This is a genomic window from Paenibacillus thiaminolyticus, assembly GCF_007066085.1.
In the GTDB taxonomy this organism is placed as follows: domain Bacteria; phylum Bacillota; class Bacilli; order Paenibacillales; family Paenibacillaceae; genus Paenibacillus_B; species Paenibacillus_B thiaminolyticus.
The window spans coordinates 1,036,378-1,058,834 of record NZ_CP041405.1 but is presented as its reverse complement, the minus strand read 5'-3'; the positions used below and the strand labels follow the sequence as shown (position 1 = coordinate 1,058,834).

Sequence of the window (22,457 nt, the reverse complement as noted above, 5' to 3'; positions counted from 1 at the left end):
TTGACAGAGGGTGGGCAGAAGGATGAAGAAACCAACATTAGAAGAACGACTTCAAGAACGTATTCTCATTCTAGACGGTGCGATGGGAACGATGATTCAGCAGGCGGATTTATCGCCGGAAGATTTCGGAGGCGAACATTTGGACGGATGTAACGAAATGCTCGTTCTGACTCGTCCTGACGTCATTTCACGAATACACGAACAATACCTTGAAGCCGGAGCTGACATTCTGGAGACGAACACCTTCGGCGCGACCAGCATCGTGCTCGCGGAGTACGATCTGCAGGAGCAGGCCCGTGAATTGAATCTGGCAGCGGCGAAGCTGGCGGTAGAGGCGGCGAAGAAGTTCAGCACGCCAGATTGGCCGCGCTACGTGGCCGGAGCGATGGGCCCAACGACGAAAACGCTGTCGGTCACCGGAGGGGTTACCTTCGATCAACTGGTAGACACCTATTACGAACAAGCCCTGGCGCTCATTGAAGCGGGAGTCGACGCGCTGCTGCTGGAGACGTCTCAAGACACGTTGAACGTGAAAGCCGGTTCGATTGCCATTCAACGCGCGATGGAGACGACGGGACAGAAGCTGCCGTTAATGATTTCGGGCACGATCGAGCCGATGGGAACGACCCTTGCCGGACAAAATATTGAATCCTTCTATATCTCCCTCGAGCATCTGAATCCGGTGTCGATCGGCTTGAACTGTGCGACCGGACCGGAATTCATGCGCGATCATTTGCGATCGCTCTCCGCGATTAGCCGGGCGGCGATCAGCTGCTACCCGAATGCAGGCCTGCCTGACGAGAACGGACATTATCACGAATCCCCGGAATCGCTCGCCCGCAAAATCGCCACCTTCGCCGAACAGGGCTGGCTGAATATTGCAGGCGGCTGCTGCGGGACAACGCCGGAGCATATCCGTGTGCTGAAGGAGGAGTTGGATAAATACGAGCCTCGTCAGCAAGCCGGAAGCCACCCGCCGGCCGTATCCGGAATCGAGACTGTATATATCGAGAATGAGAGCCGCCCATACATGGTCGGCGAACGGACGAACGTGCTGGGCTCGCGCAAGTTCAAGCGGTTAATCAGGGAAGGCAAGATTGAAGAAGCGGCAGAGGTGGCGCGTGCCCAAGTGAAGAGCGGAGCTCATGTCATCGATGTGTGCCTTCAGGATCCGGATCGGGATGAGACAGAAGATATGCGCGTGTTTTTGCAGGAAGTGGTAAAGAAGGTCAAAGTGCCGCTCGTCATCGACACGACGGACCCGGAAGTGTTGGAGCTGGCATTAAAATATACGCAAGGCAAGGCGATCATTAACTCGGTTAATCTGGAGGACGGACTGGAAAAATTCGAGAATGTCGTTCCATTAGTGCACCGTTATGGCGCATCGCTCGTCGTCGGCACGATCGATGAACGCGGTCAGGCCATTACCCGGGAGGATAAGCTCGAGGTCGCTCAGCGCTCCTATGATATTCTGGTCAATGATTTTGGCATCGAGCCGGAAAATATCATCTTCGATCCGCTGGTGTTCCCGGTCGGAACCGGGGATGAGCAATATATCGGCTCGGCGAAAGAAACGATCGAAGGCATCCGCCTCATCAAAGAAGCGATGCCCCGCTGCCAATCGATACTCGGCGTCAGCAACATATCGTTCGGCTTGCCGGAGGCCGGCCGGGAAGTCCTGAATTCTGTCTTTCTATATGAGTGCACCAAGGCGGGACTCGACTACGCGATTGTCAACACGGAGAAGCTGGAGCGATATGCTTCCATACCGGAGCATGAGCGGAAGCTGTCCGAGGCGCTTCTCTACGAGACGAATGACGAGACGCTTGCCGAGTTCGTGGCCGCGTTCCGCAACCGGGCAGTAGAGAAGAAGGTGAAAACGAACGATCTTCCGTTGGAGGAACGGCTTGCTTCTTATATAGTGGAGGGCACGAAGGAAGGACTTACCCCGGATCTGGCGCTCGCTCTGGACAAATATCCGCCGCTTGACATAATTAACGGCCCGCTGATGAAAGGAATGGAAGAGGTTGGCCGCCTGTTCAATAACAATGAGCTGATCGTGGCCGAGGTGCTGCAGAGCGCGGAGGTGATGAAGGCATCCGTTGCCTTCCTCGAGCCGCATATGGAGAAGAACGAATCTGCAGTCAAGGGGAAAATATTGCTCGCCACCGTAAAAGGCGACGTCCATGATATTGGGAAGAACCTGGTTGAAATCATTCTGTCCAACAACGGCTATGAAATTATTAATCTCGGGATCAAAGTTCCGCCTGAACAACTGATTGAAGCTTACCGCAAGGAAAAGCCGGATGCGATTGGCTTATCTGGTCTGCTGGTCAAATCGGCCCAACAGATGGTTGTGACCGCGCAAGATCTGCGGAGCGCCGGCATCGATGTGCCGATTATGGTCGGCGGCGCGGCGCTGACGCGCAAATTTACGAAAAACCGGATCATTCCGGAATATGACGGCCTTGTCCTGTATGCCAAAGATGCAATGGAGGGGCTGGACTTGGCGAACAAGCTGATGAACGCCGAGGAACGGCAGCTTCTCGTCGATGAGCTGCGTGCCCATAAGGAACGGCTAGCGAAGGAAGAGGAAGGGGAGCAGAAGCTGCCGAAGCTGACCCGTGCGGTCCGCTCGGCGATCAAGGAAGCGCCGGTGCAGCTTCCGCCGGATCTGGAACGCCACGTGCTGCGTAATATACCCGTGCCGCAAGTGATTCCGTACGTGAATATGCAGATGCTGCTTGGGCATCACCTCGGCATGCGCGGGTCCGTCGAGCAGCGCTTGAAGGAGCGCGATCCGAAGACGGTCGAGCTGAAGGAGACGGTAGATCGGATTTTGCGCGAGGAAGCGGAGAGCGGCGTGCTGCAAGCCAACGCGATGTATCGTTTCTTCCCGGCGCAGTCGGAAGGGGATTCCATTCATATTTATAATCCGGAGCGGCAGGATGAAGTGCTCCATACCTTCACGTTCCCGCGGCAGCAGGTCGATCCTTATATGTGTCTGGCTGATTTCCTGCGATCGAAGGAGAGCGGCGTCATGGATTATGTCGGCTTCCTGGTCGTAACGGCCGGGAAGGGAGTCCGCGAACGGTCTGATGAGTTCAAGCACCAAGGCGAGTATCTGCGTTCCCACGCCCTGCAGTCGGTGGCGTTGGAGCTGGCGGAAGGTCTGGCTGAGCGGATTCACCACATGATGCGGGAAGTATGGGGTATCCCCGATCCTGCCGAGATGACGATGAAGGAACGGTTCGGCGCCAGATACCAGGGCATTCGGGTGTCGTTCGGTTATCCGGCCTGTCCGAACCTGGAGGATCAGGAGCCGCTGTTCCGCCTCATGCAGCCGGAGGATATCGGCGTGCACTTAACGGAAGGCTTCATGATGGAGCCGGAAGCCTCCGTCACCGCGATGGTATTCGCTCATCCGCAAGGAACGTACTTCAACGTGGATAAGGCATAAGGCGTAAGGAACCTTTCAGCATAATGGGTCACACAACAGCAACTCCGCACCGCTTTCTCTATAGGCTGGTGCGGAGGTTTTGTTTTGTAGGGGCAGGGGCGGAATCGAACGAAGCGCAGTTGGGTATAGCTTACTACGAATGCACTATCAGTAACCGAAATTATTTTATATCATGAAGTAAAGGGGGAGACAAGGCCATGGATCTTTATTTTCTCGGCACTGGGGCTGGCATGCCGACTACCCGGCGCAATGTAAGCAGCCTCGTGCTTCGCTTGCAGGAAGAACGGGGAACGTTCTGGATGTTCGATTGCGGCGAAGGGACGCAGCATCAAGTTCTTCGTTCTCCATTGAAGCTTGGCAAGTGCGAATTTATTTTTATTACGCATTTGCACGGGGATCATTTATTCGGGTTGCCGGGGCTGTTGTCCAGCAGAGCTTATCAGGGCGGAGTTGACCCGTTGACCGTGTTCGGACCGGCAGGGCTGAGCGAATTCATGGAGACCGCGTTTCGAGTAAGTGATACGCATTTGCCCTATGCGCTGCATATCCAGGAGATCGGGCCGGGCTTAATCTGGTCCGACGACAGCTTCCGGGTCACCGGACTTCCGTTGGATCACCGTGTGCCTTCCTATGGCTACCGGGTTGAGGAGCTGGCCCGTCCGGGCAAGCTGCGCATTGAGGTGCTTGAGCAGATGGGGATTCCACCCGGACCGATCTATGGCAAGCTTAAGCGCGGGGAGGATGTCACGCTGCCGGACGGGCGGCGCATTGCGGCTGCGGCCGTCCTGGGAGAACCGATACCGGGGAAGGTGGTCGCGATATTAGGCGATACGCGGCCGTGCGAGAATGCGGTACGGTTGGCGGAAGGGGCGGATGTCCTTGTTCATGAAGCTACGTTCATGGAAGATAAGCGCGGCAATGCGCATGAATACGGCCACAGCACCGCCGCGGATGCAGCCGCTATCGCCATGAAGGCCGACGCGGGCAAGCTGGTGTTGAACCACTTCAGCTCGCGCTACAAAGAAGAGGAGACGTTGGCTCATTTGCTGGCCGAGGCGAGGGCGATCTTTCCCTCCACAGTGCTCGCCGACGACCTGCTTGCCGTTCCGCTCGCGATGGAACCGGACAATAGCCGCTAGCGAAGCCTGTAATCGGAGTGCCGACTGTTTGGCGAAGCCCGGATGCTTCGGGGTATTATTTTCCGGGAAAGCGCACAAGTTGACAATGGGTGCACCATACGGGGCGGAACGGGAGACTTAGAGGGAATTTCGACGTCGATCGACGCGGCGTACCGTCGAAAATGGACGGGTCATTCTAATATCCAGCCTTGCAAGCGGAGTGGCGGTTCTTTACAATGGATCAAAGTTGAGTATTTCCCGGCAACCTATCGTGAGCGAAGGCGGGAATTAGGAAAGGTGGAATCCTCCATGCAGAAGCTTGGTTTCTCTATAGTAGGGTTCGGCACGATCGCCAAAACCCATATGATTGCATTGAGAACGCTGCCGATTGTGAAGCCGCTGCCCGTGGAGCTATATCTCCACGCGTTGGTCACCAGACGGCCCGAAGAGGTGGGCGTCCAGGCACGCCGCATCGGATTTGCCCATATTACGAATTCGTTGGAAGAGGCGCTTCAGATCGAAGGCTCTGATGCGGTTAGCATTTGCACACCGAATGCGCTGCACGCAGATCAAGTCAGAACCGCGGTCGCCCGCCGGCAGGCTGTATATTGCGAGAAGCCGGTAACGGACAATGCGCAGGCGACGAAAGAGTTGGTAGGGGAGATACCCGCACAGCACCCGCAGCAGCTCGCATTTGTATTTCGTTATCACCCGGCTGTCATGCGCATCCGGTCCTGGCTGGAGGCGGGGCTGGTCGGCGAAGTTCTGCAATGCAAAATCGCTTATCTGCGTTCCGGATATTTGAGCGAATCAAGGCCTTTCAGTTGGAGGCTGAGCGACTCTTTGTCCGGCGGAGGAGCCATTACGGATATCGGCGTGCATGCGCTTGATCTGATCCGTCACTGGTTCGGTGATTTCGCGAGCGTGGATGGTCATGTACATACGTTTGTGCCGGAGCGGCCGAAGACGGCCGGCTCAGAAGAGCGTGTCCCGGTCCATGTCGATGATTGGGGCGTCATGACCTATAAGACAGAGAGCGGCGTCCATGGGATGGTGGAAGTATCCCGGATTGCTTATGGCGCTGAGGCGTTCCGGATAGACATCGTCGGTACGAAGGGGAGCATAACCTGCGACCTGGAACGGGACAAGATGCCGGCCCTTCATTTATTGAACGGACAGCATCCGGCGCTCCCTGAACCGGACAGCCTGTATTTGCTCCCGGACGAAAAGGCCACGATGGGCGTGTTTCAGGACAGCCACTTTGCGGCGCTTCATCATTTCATTTTGCGATTGTCCGGAGATGAACGCTGGTCGGATATCGTTCCGACCTTGGCAGACGGCAATGCGGTTGAGCAGTGGGTGGATCATGTCATCCGTGCCGACCGGGAGCGGTAGGCCTAGACATGTTACGGCAAGCGAAGAAAGGAATGGGGAAGCATCATGATGGACACGAAATGGTATGCCTGCATTGATCTGGATGGAACGATGTATCACGGATCGACGATGATTGAAGGAGCGGATGCGCTGGTCTCGACATTACAGCAGCTCCGAATTCCGTATCAGTTCGTGACGAACAACTCGTCGCGTACGCCGGAAGAAGTTGCTGACATGCTGAATGGGCTCGGAATCAATGCGAAAAGTCAGGATGTGCTCACGTCTGCACAAGCTGCTGCATCGTATATTCAGAAGAAATATCAGGGCCGCCGCGTATTTATGATCGGGGAACGGGGCCTGGAGCAAGCGTTGACGGATGCCGGAATTACGTGGACGGCGGATGTAGAGGCCGTATGGAATGAAGAGATCGATATCGTCGTTCAGGGAATTGACCGGAGCGTGAGTTATGCGAAGCTGGAAGCGGCCGCAGCCGCAGTGCGCAAGGGAGCGCTCTCGATTCTGACGAATCCGGATCTGATGCTGCCTTCCGACCGGGGATTCTCCCCTGGAGCCGGGTCGATCGGGGCGGCGATCCAGGCTGCCTCCGGAGTTGAACCCGTCGTGATCGGGAAGCCGAGCCGCATCATCATGGACGCCGCACTGGAACGGCTGGGCTGCCGCGCGGAGGAAGCCATCGTCATCGGCGATAATATGATGACTGATATGCTGGCAGGTCAGCAGGCGGGGTGCCGGACGGCGCTTGTATTGACAGGCCTTACAACAGCGGCCAACCTCGAGGATTATCAGAAACGCTCGGGAGTCAATCCCGATATGATATGCGCTACGCTGGAGGAGCTGCGGCAGTGGTTCATGGAACAAGCGCATGTTAACGAATAAGCGGCATTAACGCCATTAATTTATAGACATAGGAAGGAAGATGCTCGATGCCGGGAATTCCCGAGATCGAAGGTTACCGGAGATGGTTGGATCAGCATACGGTAGGCCAACGTATCCGCACATTGGATATGCAGCGCCAATCCGGGCTGAACGTGGAAATGGAACGTATGCATGATCAGGCTCTTGGCCGACAAATTTTATTTGTGGAACGAAGAGGGACGGATCTTATTTTTCATCTGGATAATGGTCAGCGCCTAGTGCTGCGGTTGGGCCAGGAGGATGATCTTCATATTGACAGGCTCGAAGCCGGTGCGGAGGACGAGGAACTGAAAACGGCCGCAAGCGCAAGCAAGCCTTCATTTTCGCTCCGCTTGGACAGCGTGGCGGTGACCGTGGTCAAGTCGCGGTCGCTTCAGCTGTTGCTGCTGACGGCGAAAGAGCTGGATCAACAGCAGCGGGAGCATGGTCCTGATCCATTGTCCCGCCACTTGACGGCGGAACGGTTCCGCCAACGGTTCGCCAAGCGGCGGTCGACTTTGAAGGCGGCCTTGATGAATCCCGCGCTGCTGGCCGGAATTGACAGCCGGTATGCGGATGACATCGCGTTCGCCGCCGGGCTTCGCCCTTCTGTGCGTGTTGATCAGCTGCAGGAAGAAGAGCTTGACCGGTTGTATTTATCAATGATTCATGTGCTTCAGGAAGCGATCGAGCGGCAGGATGGGAGCGGAGCGGCAGCTGACGGCAGTACGGCTTCAGTCTCATGGGGAATTGCAGGCAAGACAGGGGAGCCTTGCCCGCGCTGTGGCACGCCGATTGAAGAAATGCAGATCCAGCGGAAGCCCGCGTATTTCTGTCCGCAGTGCCAGCCGCTGCCGCCAGTGGATGAATCCTAGTCTCCCAGGGAGGGGAGACGGCAGCTTTGCGCTGCAATACGGTTGTCATTTGTCGCTGCGAGGCGGGTATAGCCATGCCGCGCGTGACGCGGTCCGATTGCAGGAGGCGTTTGGCCTTGGCTGCTATCAATATTTCAGTAAGAACCCAAGGGGCTTGTCCGTCAAGCTCGGCTACGAGGATGAGGCGGAGGCGGCTCGGGAGATATGTGAACGTCACGGGATTCAGACCGTCGTTCATACGCCGTATCCGACGAATCTGGCGGTCGATGCCGAACTGGCGCCAGAGCGGTTCCAAGCGACGGTGCAATCGCTGTTGAATGATTTGATGATTGCGGAAGCCTGCGGATCGATTGGAGCGGTCGTCCATTTCGGTATGTTTAAAGGCAAGTCCGACGGTGATCAGCTTCTGCTGCGCACCTACGGGAACATTATTCGTACGATCGATACGGTGCTTGCCGTCTGGAACGGGCGCGCCCGGCTTCTGCTAGAGAATCAGGCGGGCAGTCATGGCGGCCTCGGAGTAACGCTGGAGGAGCTTATCCAGATCAGGCAGTTAAGCCGCTATTCCGACAAAATCGGCTATTGCTTCGATACCTGTCATGCGTTCGTCAGCGGCTTGTGGGATCCGTCCAAGACCGATGAATTCGTTGCCAAAGGGCATGAGCTTGGTTATTGGCCGCATATGCAGGTCATTCATTTGAACGATTCAAGAGAAGTCTATGCTTCGCGCCAAGATCGTCACGCTAATCTGGGAGACGGGCATATCGGCATTGAGGATCTGGCCCGACTGGCGATGGCTGAAGGGATCTGCGGCAAGCCGCTCATTCTGGAGACGCCAGGCAGCGAACAATACGGACATGTTCCCGAGTGGAACAGGCTGAAGCAGGCAGTTCGGGCCGGCAACAAATGATTTCATGGTGAAGGGAAAGAGGGAATGCGATGATTCATGTCTACCTGGACGACTGGCGGCGCTGTCCGGACGGATTCGTGCTGGCGCGGAATATGGAGGAATGTCTCCTGCTTCTGGAAGAGGAGCACGTCGGTATTTTATCGCTAGATCATGATCTGGGGCCGGACGAGCCCACGGGAACGGAGCTTGTGTTGGAAATGGTGCGCCGCGGACTTTATCCGCAGGAGGAAATCTATCTCCATACTTCCTGCCCGGAAGGGAGACAACGGATGTACCAGCAGCTGTATAAGCATAAGCCGGACTCCGTGAAGCTTCATAACGGGCCCATGGGCTGGGATACGCTGGAGCGGGTTAGGATGGAGAAGCAGTGAACCCGGTCCGCGGGCAAGAGCTTCAGCACTTTATGCCAGGTCGTCCGGTCACGGCTGCAGGAAGCCGGCGGGCACTCTATGTGTACAGCCCCTTTTGCGGGACGTGCCGGCTTGCTGAACGGATGCTGGCTCTACTGGAGCAATCTTATTCACAGCTTGCGATCGCTTCGGTCAATGTGCTGGATGCCGCCGAACTGGTGCAGGCGCATCGCATCGAGAGCGTCCCTTGTCTTCTGCTCTGGGGAGAAGACACGGCGGAACGGGAGAGCGGGCCGGAGAAGATTTATGCATTTCATTCGGTAACTTATATGTATGAACGATTGAAAGGCGGGGGATTGCTGTGATACAGCTAGAACAGATCAGGTTCCAGAGAGAAGAGCGAACCATTTTAGATGACGTGAACTGGAGCGTAAACCCTGGGGAGCACTGGGTGTTGCTGGGACGGAACGGATCCGGGAAGACGACGCTGCTTGAACTGATAACCGCCTACCAATTTCCTTCCAGCGGAACCGTCCGCGTACTTGGTCATACATATGGTCAGTGCGATGTAAGAGAAGTGAGACAACGGATCGGATATATTAGTCAATCGCTCGTCGAAAAATTAACGCTGCGCGACCCGGTGTGGGAAGTGGTGGCGACCGGTGCCTTCGCTTGGCTGCGCTTCTATCAGGAGATTCCGAAGGAAGTGAAGGAGCGGGCCCAGCAATTGCTGGAGGAATTCCATCTTGGCCGTCTGGCGGATCAGCCGCTTGCCGTCTGCTCGCAAGGGGAACGCAAGAAAATTATGCTTGCCCGCGCATTGATGGGCGATCCCGAGCTGCTTATTATGGACGAGCCGTGCTCCGGCCTCGATATTTATGAGCGGGAGAAGCTGCTTGAAGATATGGCGCTGCTCTCGGGACGCGATCTCGGGATTGTCTATGTGACGCATCATTCGGAGGAAATTATCCCGCTGTTCACGCATGTAGCGCTGCTGCATGAGGGGCGGATGGTCGCGTCCGGGCTGAAGCGCGAGGTGATGACTCCGGAGCTGCTCTCGGAGACCTTCGATATGCCTGTCCAGGTGGACTGGACGAATGATCGACCATGGATACGGGTTCCGTGAGCGTTGTCTTTTTGAAATTATATGTTTGCAATGATGTTCAATATAGCGATTGATATTCGCAACAAAGCTGGAGGTTTGCCCACGTGGAATCCGTACAAGAATTGATTCTGGAGTCACATTATACACCGTCATCCCATTGGATTGTCACCTCCAATCACGGTTATATCCCGTATGCGCAGGAGGAGCTGCGCAGAAGCTTCGGTCAGTTGAAGAGCCGCATGCTCGTTCCCGGCGAGATGGCCTTGATGGAGCTTCCAGCCGGTTCCGCTGAAGCGATGGAACGATGGCAGCAGGAGCCGCCGATCTTCGGCCGGCATATTCAGCCGGTGCACCTGGCGCTCAAGCGCGAGGAGGGGCTCGCGAATGGTCCGGCAGAAGAACTGGAAGCGATGTGCGCCTTGTGGCTGGAGAAGTTGACCGCAGGCTCCGGTCTCCAAGCCGGCAGCGGCATGCGGGTCGCCGTCCATGTTCGGTCCGGCGGGGCGAGGACAGAGGAAGATAAGGCGATCCGGGAGGCGTTCCTCTCCGTAATCGAACGGATTGGAGGAGAGACAGTACTGGCCGAACCGGATATTATCGTATCTGTTGTGATTAGCGAGGATGCAATCTATGCAGGAATGATGAATTCCGCGGAAGCGGGATCCGATTGGCCCGGCGGAGCGATGCGGTTCCAGAGGGAGGAAGGGCAAATCTCCCGCGCCAAGTTCAAGCTGCTGGAAGCGGAACGGACATTCGGTCTCGATTACTCTGCTTATCGGCATGCACTGGACGTCGGCGCCGCGCCGGGAGGCTGGACGAGCCTCTTGCTGGAGCGGGGAGTGCATGTTACCGCGATCGACCCGGCCAAAATGCATCCGAGCTTGATAGGGCACCCGCAGTTGACGTATGTGAAGCGGAATGCTGCCGATGTCCCGGTGGAGCCGAATGAGTTCGATCTGCTCGTCTGCGATATGAGCTGGAGCCCCAAAGCGACGGCAGAGATGGTTATCCGCTTGCTGGACGGCGTGATTGCGGGGGGAACGATCCTCGTCACCGTAAAATTGATGCACAAAAAGCCGCTGCAGACGATTCGCGATGTAACTGCCATGTATGCCGAGCATGCCCAAATTATCCGGGCGAAGCAGTTGTTCCATAATCGGGACGAGATTACACTTTATATGATGAAATATTAATGATACTAAATGTACAGTGGCACGATCTTTTTCGAAATAAGGCTGGACAAGCCGCTACAAATCTTATACACTAGCATCAAAACATAGCGTGCACACAGGGAAGCACCCTGATTACGAACGATGGTTCGTTTTCAGGGTGCTTTTTTGCGTTGTCTGGGGGGGATTGCATTGCTGGAACATGGATATAGCCTGCAGCCGGGTCAACTGCTGCACGGCAGGTACCGCATTGTCCGATTGCTCGGAAGCGGGGGGATGAGTTCCGTCTATTTGGCGGAAGACGAGAGGCTGGCTTCGAAGCAGTGGGCGATTAAGGTTTCCAAGCCCGTGGCCAGGGATATGGAGCAGCTCGTGCATGAAGCAAGGCTGCTGACGGCTTTGCGCCACCCGCATCTTCCCTTGATTGTTGACTTTTATCCGCCCGACGCGTCGGGAAGAGCCTATCTCGTCATGGAATATATCGAGGGGGTGACATTGGGAGAACGAATGCGGGAGCGGCCTGTTACGTTCACCGAGGCAATCGGCTACGCGGTGCCGATTTGCGAAGCCTTGTCTTATTTGCACAGCCGGCATCCGCCAATTGTCTTTCGCGATATGAAGCCGTCGAACATTATGCTGAGCCGGCAGGGCCAGGTGAAGCTGATTGATTTCGGAATCGCCCGCAACGTCGATGCAGACAAGGATCACGATACAGTGAAGCTTGGCACAGTCGGGTTCGCCGCGCCGGAGCAGTACGAGGGCAAGCAGAGCGATGCCCGCACTGATCTGTATGGGATAGGCGCTCTGCTGGCCTATATGATGTCAGATGGCCGCTGGAAGGGAGAGATTCCGATTCCGCCGCAATGTTTGGCCGATGATGTTCTGGCCGGCTTCCTTCCGGTTCTCGTCAAGCTGCTGGCCATCCGTCCCGAACATCGCTATCAATCGGCACAGGAATTGCTCGAAGTATTAAGGCCGTTCGCTGCGGGGGACACTCCTTCCACAGTGGGCATCAACGCTTCTCCTTATGCTGCCGGGAGGACTGGCGCCGGCGTAGTGATTGCTTTTCACGGCACTTCCTCCGGAATCGGAGCGACGCATGCGGCGCTCATGTGCGCGTATCACCTGTCTGCCGGGGAATTGGGCAGGGCAGCCTACGTTGATGCCCGGGATGAGGCGGACGGTGCGGTCATTCGCGCCTTGGATGCGGATTATGAAGGCGAAGAGCCGGATGCGATGGACAGCCGGAAGACGGCGGGAGATGATGCCGAAGGAGTTCGGCTTCATGGCGTGACCTGCTACCGCTGGACGCAGGGCAATCTGCTGCCGTATTTGCTTGGCCGGTACGAATATGTCGTGCTTGATACGGGAGCGGATGCAACGGGACGCCGGATAGAGGAGTTCGAGCGGGCTCAGATTCCCGTGCTCGTCGGCAGCGCGTCTCCCTGGCGCCGGGAAGAGCTGCGCGAGGCGGCCCGAAGGTTCGAAGCGAACCAATGCACGCATTGGATTGCAGCCATCTCACATGCGGATGCCTATCCTGCCTGGCGGCCGGCTTGGCTCCGCGGGCGTTGCAGAGGTGTGGCGAAGCTGCCGCATCAGCCGAATCCATTCGAGTGGAGCGAGGATGCCTTGCGCTGGACGGAAGAGCTCGTAGGGTCGGGCCGTACCGGCAGGAGATGGCTGAATCGGTTCGGAAGATGGATGAAGGAGATGAAGCTTGGCAAAGGAGAGGTGCGAAGTTGAGACGATGGACACGGAGAAGGAAGCAAATGGCGTGGTCCGCTCTATGCGGTGCGGCGGCAGCAGGCATCTTGTTCGGGTTCTGCCTGTGGTGGTCCGACCGCCAATTATTCGCGCTGCGGTCTTCAGTGGAAGCCGAATATAAGCAGGAATTCGATCGGCTGGAGCGGCTGGCGGCGGAACGGGAGAAGCAGCAGGCGACGATATGGGCATTCGAGCGGCCGCTCAAAGCCGGGACCCGAATCAGCATGGCCGATCTGAAGCGGAGGGAGATCGCGGAATCGGCTGCTCCGGCAGGCCAGGTGGGCGAGGTGGATGACGCCGTCGGCAAAGTGCTGAAAATCGATGTATCTGCCAAAACTCCGGTGCTCGCCTCGATGCTGTATGAAGAGGCGCGGCTGGCGGATGATATGCGCTGGGTGGAGACGGCGGTCATTCAACTGCCATTGTTGTTGAGCAAGCGCGATGCGATTGATGTGCGCATCCGGTTCCCGGATGGCCAAGATTATGTCATCCTGTCTCGCAAGGCGGTTCATGAACTGCAGGAGCCCACGATCTGGCTGCAGATGGATGAACGCGAACGGTTGTCGTTCTCCAGCGCCTGTGTGGACGCTTATTTGCATGGAGGTCAGATTTATGCATTACGGTATATCGAACCTCATCTGCAAAAGGATGCGGCAGTCAATTATCCGCCCAATGAACAGGTGCTGAAGCTCATGCAATCGAACCCGAATATCGCGAAGGAGGCGAAGACGGCGTTAATGTCCCGTCTTCGGGAACAGATGGAAAACGCATGGGCCGACAAGGCCGCCGAGCGGGACACTTCCGGCGGGGTAAGAATGAGACCTGAACAAGTGACGCAAGAAGCGGCCGGTTACCCCGTTCCCGCTCATCCCGCCGGAGCGTCTCCGCTGACGGGAAGAGCGCCGGAGGCGGTAAGGAATTCGCCGTTCGTCGGTCCGAAGGGCGGCACGTCGACAGAACGGTTGACCCAGGACACGCCGCGGCCACTGCCGGATACGGTTCCCGGAAGCGCGGGAACAGAGAAGGAGCCGGACAGAAGGCCTGCGCAGCCCCCGTCGCCGGATGAACCGGTTCATTCCATTCCGGAGGAGGAGTCGCAGCAAGGAACAGGCGGCTCCGGAAATCATACAGAAAATGCGACGGAGCACGAATCGATCTTTTCCGAGCCTGACCGCCGCCAACGGGAGAAGCGGAAGTGAAGAAGATAGGGGGAATACGAATGTCTAGCGCGGTATTTATCGGAAGCGTGGATAAGAGTGAGCATCTATTTGCGGTATGCACATTGCTTGCCCGGTTGCAGCGAAAAGTACTGTTGATTGACGGGACCCAGGCGCAATGGAGCGCGTACCGGGTTGCCGGACCGGACCCGACCATGAGTCCGCTCAATTGGAATGGGTTCGACATATTGACCGGATGCTTGAATTGGAAGGACGCGTTCCAGAGACTGGAGCGGAAAGAGGAGGCGCCGCCGAGCTATGATGATATCCTCATCGATACGGATTCAGCTGCATTTTTTGCTCCCGCGCAATGGTCGGAAGCGGATTGCCGCTTCCTCTGCCAGACTGTCGAGAGCTATCACATCGCGAAGAACAAAGAATGGCTGGCTGCCTTCCAGCGCAATCAGGAAGGGGAACCGCTCGCATTCATTCCGGTGCTGTTCCGTTCCCTGGAGCCGGAGTCCGAGCTCGAATTCGTGAAAGAACTGTATCAGCCGGGATTCGAGCAGTGCTGGTCGGAGGATGCGGTAGTCATTCCCGAAGACGAACGGGATTGGACGGCGAAGATGGATCAGGAGCATGCGGGAACGATGTGCCTTCAGGCCTATGCGCGCGGAACGAAAAGAGCATGGCGCGGGTTGGCGGAACGGATCGCAGGTCCGCTGGCAGACAAAGAATGGAGAAAATGCCTGAAGGACACGACGAAAGGATGGTAATGCAAAAATGCCGCTATGCAAGCATTGGATGATACGTTCGGCAGGACGGGGAATGTGCGGAGGCACTTCCTTGACGGCATGCTTGGGAATGACGCTCGCCTGGCGCTGCCAGCTGCGCGTGCTGCTCATTCATGCCGAGCGGCGGGGCAGAGGCCTGGAGGCGCTCCTGCCGAAGCCGGAGGCCGCGTCTTCGATTCATTATCGCACCACTCCGAACGGTTGGAGCAACCTGCTTCGCATGCTGGAGCATCAACAGGCGGAGGATGATCTCCTCGTGTCCTTCACGATTCCCGTCATGCGCAATCTCGATATGCTCCCGGGTTTTGACGACGAAAATGAACGATCGACTGGCAGAGCCAAGCTGCGCCACTGGATACAGAGGATAATGAGGCAGACGGAGAAACGGTACGATATCGTGCTATGGGATGCAGGCGGAGAAGATGACGATATGGCGCAGTCTGTCGGGGCGCGGGCCCATGGGACGCTGCTCATTGCCAGCCAACAGCGTTCTTCACTGGATGCCGCCTTCCGCGATCAGGGCTCTCCCGTCTCTGCCTATATATTAGGCATGTATGATGACGATATCCGGCAAAATGATATCCGGATTCGGCGTCAATACAGGCCGGAGGCACCCGTGTTCATGATTCCGTACTCCGCCGGTTTCCGGAACGCCGCAGACGAGGGCAAGCTGCTTGCCTGGTATATTCAGCAGCTCATGAAGCCGCAGCGCAAGCAGCGGAATGGATTCGCCCATCATCACAAGAAGCTGGCGGAATGGCTCATGGCGGAGTCAGGCGCGATAGCGCGTTCCGATCCAGGTAAAGCGGGGTGAGCGCATGTTCTGGAACGGAATTCTCATCGCGGCCATTGCTGCGGGCACGCTTATCGGGTTGGGGCTGCGCCTGCGCAGCAAGGGAAGTAAGGCGGCCAGTGCGGGCAAGCCGCAGGATTGGACATGGGAGAGGTTGGACGCTGTCGTGAAGCAGTATTTCATAACGTGGACCTCTGACATTCTGATGGATGTCCATGCGAATGAAGAGGAGTTCCGGCGCGAGACAGCGCGCCGGCTGGCGCTCAAAAAGGCGTTGAAAGCATGCAACAACGGCGAGCCTGCGGCCAAGGAATATATTAAAGAGTGGATTGTCGACATTATCGAACAGCATATCAAGCTTGCGGCAGATGAGCTAGAGCGGCTTATCTCGTTCAACAGTCCGGCTCTGCTGACTGTACAGGACAAGTTTGATTTGCTCCTGTATGCATACAAGCAACGCTACGGGTACGAAGCATTGGATGAACTGATACGGACATACAAGTGGGATGAATTAAAAGTTACTCCATCTGCGGAGGACGAATCAGGCTATGTCGTCACGAGCGGGGATGTCGACGCGGCGTTTCGAATGGAGCGTCTGCCGTTCGGACACCGGGACCGGATACGGATTGTAGCTCAACGTCTGTATCAGCGGTATAAAGGGTTCTCGGTCATTGATGAGATGCGCGATATGCGCATTGACGGCGTATCCGGCGGCATTAACGGGGTCCCTGAGGTGTTGGCCGGCACGCCGTACGCCGCTTTGGTGCAGCCGGAATCGGGGGACAAAGAGGAGATCAGAGCCTGCGACAGCGTATGGATTTTTTATAAAGGGATATCGATTCGTTTTGCGTTTCTTTCCTTCGGCAGCGACGCAGAGCTGCGCAGGGTGTGCCACAACATTTACAAATATCAATCGCCCGGCCCGTTGACCGAAGCGGATGGCTACCGGGTCAATCATATGAAGGACGGCTCGCGGGTTGTCGTTCTTCGCCCGCCCTTTGCGGAATCATGGTGCTTCTTTATCCGCAAATTCGATACGAGCCGGGTCACGCTTTCGCAGCTAATTACGGATAATAACGCCGAGCTGCCGATCGCTCTGCTTACTTATTTAATGAAGGGAGCGCGGGTGACGGCTGTTACCGGTGCGCAAGGATCGGGGAAGACGACGCTTTTGATGGCATTAGTCCAGTCCATCTACCCTTTCTATCCGCTTCGCGTGCAGGAGCAGGCGTTCGAGCTCCATTTGCGGCGACTGTACCCGCACCGGAATATTGTCTCGCTCAGGGAGACCGAGCGCATTTCCGGTCAGGCCGGGCTGGACGTGCAGAAGAAAACGGATGGCACGGTGCATATACTCGGTGAAGTTGCTACCGACCCGATCGCGGCCTGGATGATTCAAATGGCGCAGGTCGCCAGCTTGTTCACCGTCTTCACGCATCACGCCAAAACATTTACGGATCTTATTTTCGCGCTTCGCAACTCGCTGCTTAAAAGCGGAATGTTCCACAACGAAGCGATTGCGGAGCAGCAGGTTAGCGGCGTGATCCATTTTGATGTGCATCTGGCCCGGGACGCGGACGGGAAGCGGTATATTGAGCGGATCACCGAGTGCATCCCAATGGCGGATCCGGAGCCGGGGGAGATGCCGCCGGCCGCAGAGAGCGGGGGCGGAGGTGTATCTTGGGAGCGCTACATTCTGTCCTCCGAGCAGTTGCACCGCCGGCTTGGCCGAACGCGCGCGTTCGAATACCGCAATATCGTCGAATACCGGCAAGGCCGGTACTGGTTGGTTCATCCGCTATCCGATCGGCAGGCGGAAGCAATGGAGCGGGAAATGACGGCCGAGGACAAGCGGAGATTCCGCGAATGGCTGACTGAAGAAGGAGGGATGGCGATTGCCGGTTAGTACTGTGCTGATGGGGCTGGCCGCCGTCTCGGTAGCCATCGGTGTTCTGCTCTGGAGGATCAGCAGAAGGCTGGAAACGGGACAAGCTTATCTATACCGGCAGCGAAGTAATTCTTGGGGCGCACATATGAAGGCGGCATGGCATGCAGGGCTGCAGCGGTTCTATATGATGGCTGTAAAGACGCCGCTGCTGAAGAGCCGGGCCCGCGCAATCCGGCAGCGGCTAAGCCTATTCTATTCGTATGATGAATGGCTGCTGCGCCGGAAGACGTCAGCTGTCTTGCTCGGCAGCGCCGCGACGGCTGCGTTAGCGGCGATCGTATTCCTCTCGTTCGATCAGGATGTGCTGTCATGGCTCATGCTCCTGCTCGTATTGAGCGTCGCGGAAGGGCTGTACCGGGATGCGATAGTCCAACGCGCCGAACGTAAGCTGCTGAAGCTCGGGGCGGAGGCCTTCGCCAGTGTGAGGCAAGCCTATCACCGCCATCGCATGGCCGATGCCGCGATCGCCGAGGCGGCGGACGGCAGCCACCCGATGCTGGAGCCCCACATGAAGCGAATGCTTGACATGATGGATGAACAGGAGCCGGAAGCGGCCCTGGCCGCGTATGAGGAGGCGGCTCCGAACCGTTACTTCAAGCTGTTCGCTGGATTATCGCGCTTCGTGGCCGAATACGGGGATCCGCCTCAGCGGCAAGGGTCCTCCTATTTGCAAGGCATCTCGATGCTCGTGAGGGAGATCCATCTGGAATTTACGATGCGCTCCCGGCTGGAATATTTTCTGAGCGGGCTTCAGGCCATCGCGATCATGCCCGTGTTGTTCGCTGACCCGCTTGCCCGCTGGGCAAAGGCCTATTTCCCGCTGATGGAGCAATTTTACGAGAGCAAGCTCGGCTGGCTGCTTCAGCTGACGGTGTTCATCACAGTCTTCATCTGCCACAGGCTGCTGCTGCAACTGCATTGGCAGCCAGGCCGGGGCGAGGTGGGAGCCCGTCGGACATGGGAGTCCCGTATCTGGACCCGCCCTGCCGTCAAGCTTCTCGTACGGCGACTGATGGCCCGCACATCTCCCGCATCGATTCGGCGGATTCAGCGGCTGCTGAGAGAGGCGAACGACGACATGCCGGTCGATCAATTCTATGCCCGGCGCTGGGCTTTGGGTGCGGTCGTGCTGTGCTGCGGGGTCTGTCTGCTGTTCCTATTGCAGTCTACAGCCGCTTCCGGGGCGTGGAATCAGCTGCAGCGGCAGATGACGGCGCTCGGGCTGGAGCTGCCGGCCATGGTTGGCAGCACTGCCGGGCAGCCGTCCCAGCAAGCGCTTGAGACGTGGAAGGCACAACTCCTGGATCACCCCTCGGTGGCAAGCGAACGGAAATCCAGGCAGCTAATCAACTACTTCGCGAACTATGCTGATCGGCTGCAAGGGAGCTGCATCCAATGGTGGGAGGTGCTGCTGATCCTTGCTGCGAGTCTTGCCGCCTATGCCTGCCCGGTCGTCCTGCTTCACGTCCGGAGCCGGCTGCAGCATATCGACATGAGGACGGAGATTAGCCAGTTCCAGTCGCTGACCTTGCTGCTGAGAGCCTTCGACCGCATGACGGCTGAACAGATCGTGGGCTGGATGGGGCGCAGCTCTATTTATTTCAGGAAGCCGCTGCATGCATGTCTCATGAATTGGGAGAGCGGGGCGGAAGCGGCGCTGCAGCAGCTGAAGCGGGATGCTCCTTACCCGGACTTTGTCCGCTTCGTCGAAAAAATCGAACTGGCCTTCGATCTGATTCCGCTTTATCAAGCCTTCGATGACGTAGAACAGGACTGGCTCTATGAGCAGGAAATGATCAAACAGCATTATGAGAAGAGCATCGATGCCAAAGCGGTATGGGGACAATGGTTCGGATTCGCGCCGATGTATGCCCTCGTCTTTCTATACTTGGTCATACCGCTCGTCTGGATGAGCGCGGAGCAAATGCGCTCGTCTTTTGAGCAAATTCGTCAGCTGTAGCCTCCGCTCAGTAAGCGGCCTATCCAAGCCAGACATGCCAATCAGAACCCAATAGAACAAAAATCCGGAAAAGGAGCAGATGATTTGCCATGAATAATGCTCAATCCGCGCTGAAGGTAGCGGCGGGAATCTTTTTGACCATTGCGTTGATAACGATTGTCGTACTACTGTTCGTCAGCGCCCAAGAGGCGACGAAGACGGCACAAAATGAGTTCTCGTCTATACAGACGGAGCTCAGCAAAGCATCGTTCACCGTCTATGACAACACAACGGTAAGCGGTTCTCAGGTCGTGAACGCCATCCGCAAATTTTATAAGCAGGATCAGTTCGGCGTTCGCGTCATCACAGGCAAAAACAAGTCGAATGGAATTACGGAAGGGACCTACTACGGGTCAGATGTGCTTGACAACGGGACCGTCTCCAGCGCGAAGCGCAACGAAAGCCTGGAGCTGGCGACCCTGGAGTCGCTGGAAAGCTATGTAAATCCGAGCGGCAAATTTAAAGCCCGTGTCATTGTGGACCAGAGCAATGTGACACGCGGCATCGTGTTCGAGCAGCAGTAAGTGGAGAATTCAGCCAACAGGCCGCCAGAACTCTGGTTCAAAGTTGCGTCCTGTCCTTCATGGCTTCCATTCGGGCCGGAACTGTGGACGGGGGGAGATTATATATGAAAAATGCCGCTCACATGATATCCCTTTTGGTTGCCTTTATCCTTTTTATGGCGGCGCTCTCGATCTCGCATGATGCGGTAACGGCCCGCAAGCTTCTGCTGGACGAAGCGGATCGCGTTCTCGATGAACGGAATCCGAATCTCGCGCCCCGGCTGCAAATTCCGGCAACCTATACGGTCACGGGAGCTACCGTGCTGCAATCGATCTATCATATTCACGCGATAGATGCCGTGATTCAAGTAGGCTTGACAGAATATGGGCGAGATGTGGGCTGGGACCGTATAGACGCTTCGGGAATCCGGCTGAACGGTTTGTATCGTATGAAGGAGGTATGGCATTCCGACGGCAGCCTGGAGCAGGTGATTTTCGATCCGCTATAGGAAGGAGTGAGCCCGGTATGGCCAAAGGGATCATAACGTTGTTCGCCGCAGTCATTGCATGTTACTTAATGTTCCTGTATCCGCTTGGCGCTTCGTATCATCAGCAGGAGCAGCTTGCTTATACGCTTGCCTATTCGTCCGTTACCGGATTTGTCGATGCCGTTCGCGACAAAGGATTTATTACGCCGGCTATGGTCAATGACCTGAACGTGCAGCTCTCGCAAAGCGGACATGTATTCGATCTCGAGATGGAGCACGGCATCAAAAAATATAATCCTATCCATACGGATCCGGCGGATGCAGGAACCTTCCAGGCGCGCTTCGAGGTGTATTATGATTTTTATTATACGGATGATTTGAACCGCGTCCTGTTCCCGGACACATCGGCACAGGCAACTGATCCGGACCGGGTCTATTATTTGAAGACGGGAGATATTTTTCGCGTCGTCGTCAAAAATGTGAATGAAACCAATGCTGCCCTCGTTCGCAGCTTCCTGACCCGCACACATCCTGATGACATGGCGCGCATCTACATCCCGTACGGAGGAATGGTGCGGAATGAAGACTATTAATTCCAGTTTTTTCATCGGTCTGGCGCTGTTTTTCATTGCCATTTTCTTTCCGGCGATGCTGCTGCAGGATTGGCGGATCGCAGACCAAGCTGGCGCACTGGAGCTGACGCGCATGTATGACGGTGCTGTCCATGCTGCGGTGCAGGACGCGGCGTTTGCGCTTCACATGAATGAATATCAGCAATTTGAGGCGGGTTATGACTCGTTCAAACATTTCCGCGCCAATAAAGAACGGGCTTTGGAGCAATTTTACGAGACGCTGTTCACGAATTTCGATGTGTCCGGAGATGCCGTCGGACAGCAGGTGCTGCTCGGACATATTCCCGTCATCGCCGTGATGGATTATGACGGCTATTGGATTCATGCTTTCGGCGAGGTTCGCACTAGCGACGGCGAGCTGGAATCCAAGCCGCTGTGGCATTCGAAGAAGCCGTATGCTCATGCGGATGCGTCGGGGAACAGCGTGTCGTTCACCCTGGATGATTACGTCCATGCGTTCGACGCGACAACAGCTCGATGGTACGAGGGCAAGCGGGAGCGGGTCAATGAAGCAACGGGTCAGCGCATTCCACTCCTGGCGGATGCCGGCCAGTTCGAGCAGGTGCGACGGACGACTATCGTGAACACGCTTCAGTCGGATCTGGCCCATTACATCAATCTTCACAATACGCATGCCCGCAAGCTGGGGATCACGTATACGTTTACGCTTCCATTGATCGGGCAGGAAGATTGGAACAACACGGTTGATGATATCGGGATTATCGCATTTATTCAAGGGCTTCCGATGGGCATACACTACTATAACAACTATGCGTTCGGCGGAGGGCGCTTGGTCAAGCGTCCCGTCGTCTATGGAGCGGTTCGTGACGGCATCCGTATTTATTACCGTTCCCGGTGCGGGGCGCGAGACGCCATCGTTGAGACCTTCGCGAGCGAGAAAGAGGCTGCGGCCCAAGGATACTTCCCGCGGCCGTGTCCGAACGGGCCGTAACCGCCATGTTAAATATTTGTAAAGCGGTTGCGCCATTCGTACAGTGCGTGATATCAATAAGGAATCAGACGGAGGTCTGGTCTTGCCGCCGCTCCATATTCCTTATCGATCGGAGCGGCAGCGTAACATCTCAATGAATCAGGAGGCA

General features: G+C 56.5%; 20 protein-coding genes. All 20 read left to right on the top strand.

Annotated features, from left to right (window positions below; translation table 11 throughout):
• The first annotated feature begins 22 nt into the window (after positions 1–22).
• The 20 genes from metH to FLT43_RS04645 all read left to right on the top strand — a co-directional run bounded on the left by metH (position 23) and on the right by FLT43_RS04645 (position 22,309).
• Positions 23–3,460 carry a methionine synthase gene (gene metH, locus FLT43_RS04740; RefSeq protein WP_087441815.1) on the top strand — a complete coding sequence of 1,146 codons (3,438 nt, stop codon included), beginning with the start codon at positions 23–25 and terminating at the stop codon, positions 3,458–3,460.
• Positions 3,461–3,657: 197 nt separating this feature from the next.
• Complete coding sequence (rnz, locus tag FLT43_RS04735; RefSeq protein ID WP_087441814.1) at positions 3,658–4,599, top strand: ribonuclease Z; 942 nt, start codon at positions 3,658–3,660, stop codon at positions 4,597–4,599.
• Between the two features lie 288 nt (positions 4,600–4,887).
• Positions 4,888–5,973, top strand: coding sequence for a Gfo/Idh/MocA family protein (locus FLT43_RS04730; RefSeq protein ID WP_087441813.1), 1,086 nt, complete (start codon positions 4,888–4,890; stop codon positions 5,971–5,973).
• 45 nt (positions 5,974–6,018) lie between these two features.
• Positions 6,019–6,849 (top strand): TIGR01457 family HAD-type hydrolase, encoded by an 831-nt coding sequence (locus FLT43_RS04725; protein WP_087441812.1) that lies wholly within the window; start codon positions 6,019–6,021, stop codon positions 6,847–6,849.
• 47 nt (positions 6,850–6,896) lie between these two features.
• Positions 6,897–7,742 (top strand): DNA-formamidopyrimidine glycosylase family protein, encoded by an 846-nt coding sequence (locus FLT43_RS04720; RefSeq protein ID WP_087441811.1) that lies wholly within the window; start codon positions 6,897–6,899, stop codon positions 7,740–7,742.
• On the top strand, positions 7,732–8,652 hold the full coding sequence (locus tag FLT43_RS04715; RefSeq protein ID WP_087441810.1) for a deoxyribonuclease IV: 921 nt from the start codon (positions 7,732–7,734) through the stop codon (positions 8,650–8,652). The genes FLT43_RS04720 and FLT43_RS04715 overlap by 11 nt, the downstream gene beginning before the upstream one ends.
• A gap of 29 nt (positions 8,653–8,681) precedes the next feature.
• Complete coding sequence (locus FLT43_RS04710) at positions 8,682–9,023, top strand: cyclic-phosphate processing receiver domain-containing protein (RefSeq protein WP_087441809.1); 342 nt, start codon at positions 8,682–8,684, stop codon at positions 9,021–9,023.
• Positions 9,020–9,367, top strand: coding sequence for a thioredoxin family protein (locus tag FLT43_RS04705; protein WP_087441808.1), 348 nt, complete (start codon positions 9,020–9,022; stop codon positions 9,365–9,367). The genes FLT43_RS04710 and FLT43_RS04705 overlap by 4 nt, the downstream gene beginning before the upstream one ends.
• Positions 9,364–10,128 carry an ABC transporter ATP-binding protein gene (locus FLT43_RS04700; RefSeq protein ID WP_087441807.1) on the top strand — a complete coding sequence of 255 codons (765 nt, stop codon included), beginning with the start codon at positions 9,364–9,366 and terminating at the stop codon, positions 10,126–10,128. Before FLT43_RS04705 ends, FLT43_RS04700 begins: the two co-directional genes overlap by 4 nt.
• Positions 10,129–10,211: 83 nt before the next feature.
• Positions 10,212–11,300, top strand: a complete 1,089-nt coding sequence (locus FLT43_RS04695) for an SAM-dependent methyltransferase (protein WP_087441806.1) — start codon at positions 10,212–10,214, stop codon at positions 11,298–11,300.
• Positions 11,301–11,468: 168 nt separating this feature from the next.
• Positions 11,469–13,022 carry a serine/threonine protein kinase gene (locus FLT43_RS04690; protein WP_087441805.1) on the top strand — a complete coding sequence of 518 codons (1,554 nt, stop codon included), beginning with the start codon at positions 11,469–11,471 and terminating at the stop codon, positions 13,020–13,022.
• Positions 13,019–14,242 (top strand): SAF domain-containing protein, encoded by a 1,224-nt coding sequence (locus FLT43_RS04685; protein WP_244194132.1) that lies wholly within the window; start codon positions 13,019–13,021, stop codon positions 14,240–14,242. Before FLT43_RS04690 ends, FLT43_RS04685 begins: the two co-directional genes overlap by 4 nt.
• Before the next feature lie 20 nt (positions 14,243–14,262).
• On the top strand, positions 14,263–14,976 hold the full coding sequence (locus FLT43_RS04680) for a carbon monoxide dehydrogenase maturation protein (protein ID WP_087441803.1): 714 nt from the start codon (positions 14,263–14,265) through the stop codon (positions 14,974–14,976).
• A gap of 70 nt (positions 14,977–15,046) precedes the next feature.
• Positions 15,047–15,808, top strand: coding sequence for an ABC transporter permease (locus FLT43_RS04675; RefSeq protein ID WP_244194131.1), 762 nt, complete (start codon positions 15,047–15,049; stop codon positions 15,806–15,808).
• Between the two features lie 4 nt (positions 15,809–15,812).
• Complete coding sequence (locus FLT43_RS04670; protein ID WP_087441802.1) at positions 15,813–17,693, top strand: ATPase, T2SS/T4P/T4SS family; 1,881 nt, start codon at positions 15,813–15,815, stop codon at positions 17,691–17,693.
• Positions 17,683–19,695: a GTPase SAR1 gene (locus FLT43_RS04665; RefSeq protein WP_087441801.1), complete on the top strand. Its 2,013-nt coding sequence runs from the start codon at positions 17,683–17,685 to the stop codon at positions 19,693–19,695. The genes FLT43_RS04670 and FLT43_RS04665 overlap by 11 nt, the downstream gene beginning before the upstream one ends.
• Positions 19,696–19,784: 89 nt before the next feature.
• Entirely contained in the window at positions 19,785–20,258 is a 474-nt protein-coding gene (locus tag FLT43_RS04660) for an ABC transporter permease (RefSeq protein WP_087441800.1), read from the top strand.
• Positions 20,259–20,362: 104 nt separating this feature from the next.
• Complete coding sequence (locus tag FLT43_RS04655; protein WP_087441799.1) at positions 20,363–20,746, top strand: enoyl-CoA hydratase; 384 nt, start codon at positions 20,363–20,365, stop codon at positions 20,744–20,746.
• A 17-nt stretch (positions 20,747–20,763) separates the two neighbouring features.
• Complete coding sequence (locus FLT43_RS04650) at positions 20,764–21,318, top strand: hypothetical protein (protein ID WP_087441798.1); 555 nt, start codon at positions 20,764–20,766, stop codon at positions 21,316–21,318.
• Positions 21,305–22,309, top strand: a complete 1,005-nt coding sequence (locus tag FLT43_RS04645) for a hypothetical protein (RefSeq protein WP_087441797.1) — start codon at positions 21,305–21,307, stop codon at positions 22,307–22,309. The genes FLT43_RS04650 and FLT43_RS04645 overlap by 14 nt, the downstream gene beginning before the upstream one ends.
• Positions 22,310–22,457: the final 148 nt, after the last annotated feature.

Bases quoted from the DNA above. Each gene is read 5' to 3' on its own strand.
- metH (WP_087441815.1), top strand. From the start codon at position 23: ATGAAGAAACCAACATTAGAAGAACGACTTCAAGAACGTATTCTCATT.
- rnz (WP_087441814.1), top strand. From the start codon at position 3,658: ATGGATCTTTATTTTCTCGGCACTGGGGCTGGCATGCCGACTACCCGG.
- FLT43_RS04730 (WP_087441813.1), top strand. From the start codon at position 4,888: ATGCAGAAGCTTGGTTTCTCTATAGTAGGGTTCGGCACGATCGCCAAA.
- FLT43_RS04725 (WP_087441812.1), top strand. From the start codon at position 6,019: ATGATGGACACGAAATGGTATGCCTGCATTGATCTGGATGGAACGATG.
- FLT43_RS04720 (WP_087441811.1), top strand. From the start codon at position 6,897: ATGCCGGGAATTCCCGAGATCGAAGGTTACCGGAGATGGTTGGATCAG.
- FLT43_RS04715 (WP_087441810.1), top strand. From the start codon at position 7,732: ATGAATCCTAGTCTCCCAGGGAGGGGAGACGGCAGCTTTGCGCTGCAA.
- FLT43_RS04710 (WP_087441809.1), top strand. From the start codon at position 8,682: ATGATTCATGTCTACCTGGACGACTGGCGGCGCTGTCCGGACGGATTC.
- FLT43_RS04680 (WP_087441803.1), top strand. From the start codon at position 14,263: ATGTCTAGCGCGGTATTTATCGGAAGCGTGGATAAGAGTGAGCATCTA.
- FLT43_RS04670 (WP_087441802.1), top strand. From the start codon at position 15,813: ATGTTCTGGAACGGAATTCTCATCGCGGCCATTGCTGCGGGCACGCTT.
- FLT43_RS04660 (WP_087441800.1), top strand. From the start codon at position 19,785: ATGAATAATGCTCAATCCGCGCTGAAGGTAGCGGCGGGAATCTTTTTG.
- FLT43_RS04655 (WP_087441799.1), top strand. From the start codon at position 20,363: ATGAAAAATGCCGCTCACATGATATCCCTTTTGGTTGCCTTTATCCTT.
- FLT43_RS04650 (WP_087441798.1), top strand. From the start codon at position 20,764: ATGGCCAAAGGGATCATAACGTTGTTCGCCGCAGTCATTGCATGTTAC.
- FLT43_RS04645 (WP_087441797.1), top strand. From the start codon at position 21,305: ATGAAGACTATTAATTCCAGTTTTTTCATCGGTCTGGCGCTGTTTTTC.